The sequence below is a fragment of the Bradyrhizobium sp. P2_E8 genome, assembly GCF_056403875.1.
In genome coordinates, this window is record NZ_JBFUES010000965.1 from 1 (window position 1) to 2,779 (window position 2,779).

The following is a 2,779-nucleotide window of genomic DNA, read 5'->3' on the forward strand; positions in this document are numbered from 1 at the left end:
GCCAGAGCGTGCACTGGTAGCTCAGAGATCCAGCACCAGCCGTTCCGCGTCTGATCCGGCGACGCAAACCATGAGATAGCGCTCGCGCTCATACGGCGACAGGATGCGGTCGCGGTGCACGGGCTTGCCCTCGATCCAACCGACCTTGCAGGCGCCGCAGATGCCCCCGCAGCAGGAGGTCGCGATGTCGACGCCGCCTTCCTGCAACGCGGCGAGCATGGTCTGACCGGCGCGCACATGGATCTCGGCGCCCGAGCGCGCCAGTGACAGCGTGAAGGGCTTTGCGTCGGGATCGATGACCGGCGGCGGCGCGATGAAGCGCTCGATATGGACATTGGCGGCGGGCCAGGCTGCGATCGCCTGCTCGAAAGCCTCAGTCATGCCTTCCGGCCCGCAACAGGCGACCAGCGTGTCCGCCCCGCCCTCCCCGATGAGCGCCGCGAGATCAGGACGCCCGGTCCGCGAGGTGCAGTGCACGACGACACGGCCCGCATCGATCAGCGGCGCGAGATGCGCGGCGAGCGGCATCTCCTCGCGCACGACCAGATGCAGCACGAAGTCGGCATCGCCAGTTCGCGAAAGATGCCGCGCCATCGACAGGAACGGCGTCACGCCGATGCCACCGGCGATGAACACCTGGCGCGCAATGCCTGCACCGGGATCGAGCCCGCCGCGCGGCAGCGAGACGCCGATCACGTCGCCGATTGYAACCTCGTCGTGAAGCGCGCGGGAACCGCCACGCCCATCAGCCTCACGCTTGACCGCTACAACATAGCGCGCATGGTCGGCGGGCTCGTTGCACAGCGAATAGGTGCGGACGAGTCCGTTCGGCAGATGCAGGTCGATGTGCGCGCCGGGCTTGAAGGGCGGCAACTCCCAACGGTCGGGATCGGCCAGTGTGAACAGTTTTATGCCTGCCCCCGCCTCCTCGATGCCGGTGACGACCGTCTTGATCGTCGTGATCGGACGCACCTTCATGCCGCGTTCCGCACGGTATCGCCAACCTTGACGGTGCCGCCTTGCAGGATCTTGCAGTTCAGGCCGGAGCGATTGATCAGGGGATCGAAGATCGCCTTGCCGGTGATCTCTTCGATATGCCGGCACGGCACCGACAGACGGGTTGCCTCCAGCAGGGTTTCCCCGAGCCAGAAGCGGCGGCCGACCAGATGATTCAGCGGCACGCCTTCAACCGTGACGTTGCGCCGATGCTCCTCCGGGCCGAGCTCGATGCCGGCATCACGCTTGAGCGCTACCAGCGTCTCGAGTTCGAACAGGGTGACCTGCCGGCCCTCTTCCGGCTTGTGCGAATAAAACCCCTCTTCGTTGCCGATCATGTAGCGGTCGCCCTCGATCCCCTTGCCGGCGACGAGGGTGATCGTTTCAGCTGCGCGCATCGGCAGGAATGCACGCGGGGCGAGATGGAGGAAGCGCACCACGCCGGTCCAGCCGAGCTGCGCTGTCTTCTGCGCCGAGCCGGCGCTGACGGTGTCGAGCATGACAAATCCTTGTGAGAAGCGATGGCGCGCCGCAAGACGCGGCGCGCCGCGGGATCAGGTCAGTTCCTTGTTCGCCATTTCCGGCGCGAACGTCGTCGCCGTTGCCGTGATGGCCGCGCAGGCGATCAGCAGCAGCGAGACGGGCCAGGTTGCGCCGCCGCTCCAGGCCATCAGAGACGCAGCGACCAGCGGCGTCAACCCGCCGCTCAGGGCCGCACCGACCTGAAATCCGAGCGAGGCGCCGCTATAGCGCAGCCGCGCGGTGAACAGCTCGGAGTACCAGGGCGCGCCGATGCCGAACATCACCATCTGGCCGAAGGTGATCGCGACCACGATGGTGCAGATGACGATGGTGGGATCGCGGGTATTGAGCAGCCAGAACAGCGGGAAGGCAAACAGCGCCGAGAACAGGCAGCTCGCATAGAACATCGTCTTGCGGCCGACGAGGTCGGACAGCCAGCCGAACAAGGGAATGGCAAGCAGCGCGACCAGCGATGCGGCGAACGCGCCATTCAGCACCACCGTGCGCGACAGACCGAGATTGGCCGTGGCATAGGACATCACGAACACGCCGCCGATGCTGGCATAGGCGATCTCGGAGATCTTCAGACCAACCGCGGTGAAGAACGGCCTGCGGTGATGCCTGAAGATCTCGACCAGCGGCAGCTTCGCGACGTCCTTCTTGGCCTGGACCTGACGGAAGGCCGCGGTCTCTTCCATGTTGAGGCGGATGTAGAGACCGACGCCGACCAGGAGGATCGAGATCAGGAAGGGAATGCGCCAGCCGTAGGTCATGAAGTCGCTTTCCGGTAGGCTCGCCACCAGCGCAAACATGCCGATCGCGGCGAGATTGCCGATGGGATTACCGACCTGCACCATGCTGCCGAGCAGGCCGCGGCGGTGCGTCGGACAGTTCTCCACCACCATCAGCACCGCCCCGCCCCATTCGCCGCCGAGGCCGATGCCCTGGAGGAAACGAAGGCCGATCAGGAGCAAAGGTGCGGCGATGCCGATCTGCTGGTAGGTCGGAAGCAGGCCGATCAGGAAGGTGCCGATGCCCATCACCATGATCGTGATCGCGAGCATCGCCTTGCGGCCGACCCGGTCGCCGTAATGACCGAAGATCGCAGCGCCCAGCGGCCGCGCCAGGAAACCGACCGCATAGGTGCCGAAGGCGGCGATGGTGGCGAGCGTGGGATTGCCGGCCGCGAAGAAGACCTTGTTGAACACCAGCGCGGTCGCCGTGCCGTAGATGAGGAAGTCGTACCATTCGACCGCGGTGC

3 protein-coding genes are annotated in these 2,779 nt (G+C 65.8%); all 3 read right to left on the bottom strand.

The window, feature by feature from the left end:
- Positions 1 to 21 precede the first annotated feature (21 nt).
- Entirely contained in the window at positions 22 to 978 is a 957-nt protein-coding gene (locus AC1D00_RS35050; RefSeq protein WP_477013829.1) for a PDR/VanB family oxidoreductase, read from the bottom strand.
- Positions 975 to 1,496, bottom strand: coding sequence for an MOSC domain-containing protein (locus AC1D00_RS35055; RefSeq protein ID WP_135174300.1), 522 nt, complete (start codon positions 1,494 to 1,496; stop codon positions 975 to 977). The genes AC1D00_RS35050 and AC1D00_RS35055 overlap by 4 nt, the downstream gene beginning before the upstream one ends.
- A gap of 54 nt (positions 1,497 to 1,550) precedes the next feature.
- The coding region (locus AC1D00_RS35060; protein ID WP_477013830.1) for an MFS transporter at positions 1,551 to 2,779 on the bottom strand (1,229 nt) is incomplete at its 5' end.

Bases quoted from the DNA above. Each gene is read 5' to 3' on its own strand.
- AC1D00_RS35055 (WP_135174300.1), bottom strand. From the start codon at position 1,496: ATGCTCGACACCGTCAGCGCCGGCTCGGCGCAGAAGACAGCGCAGCTC.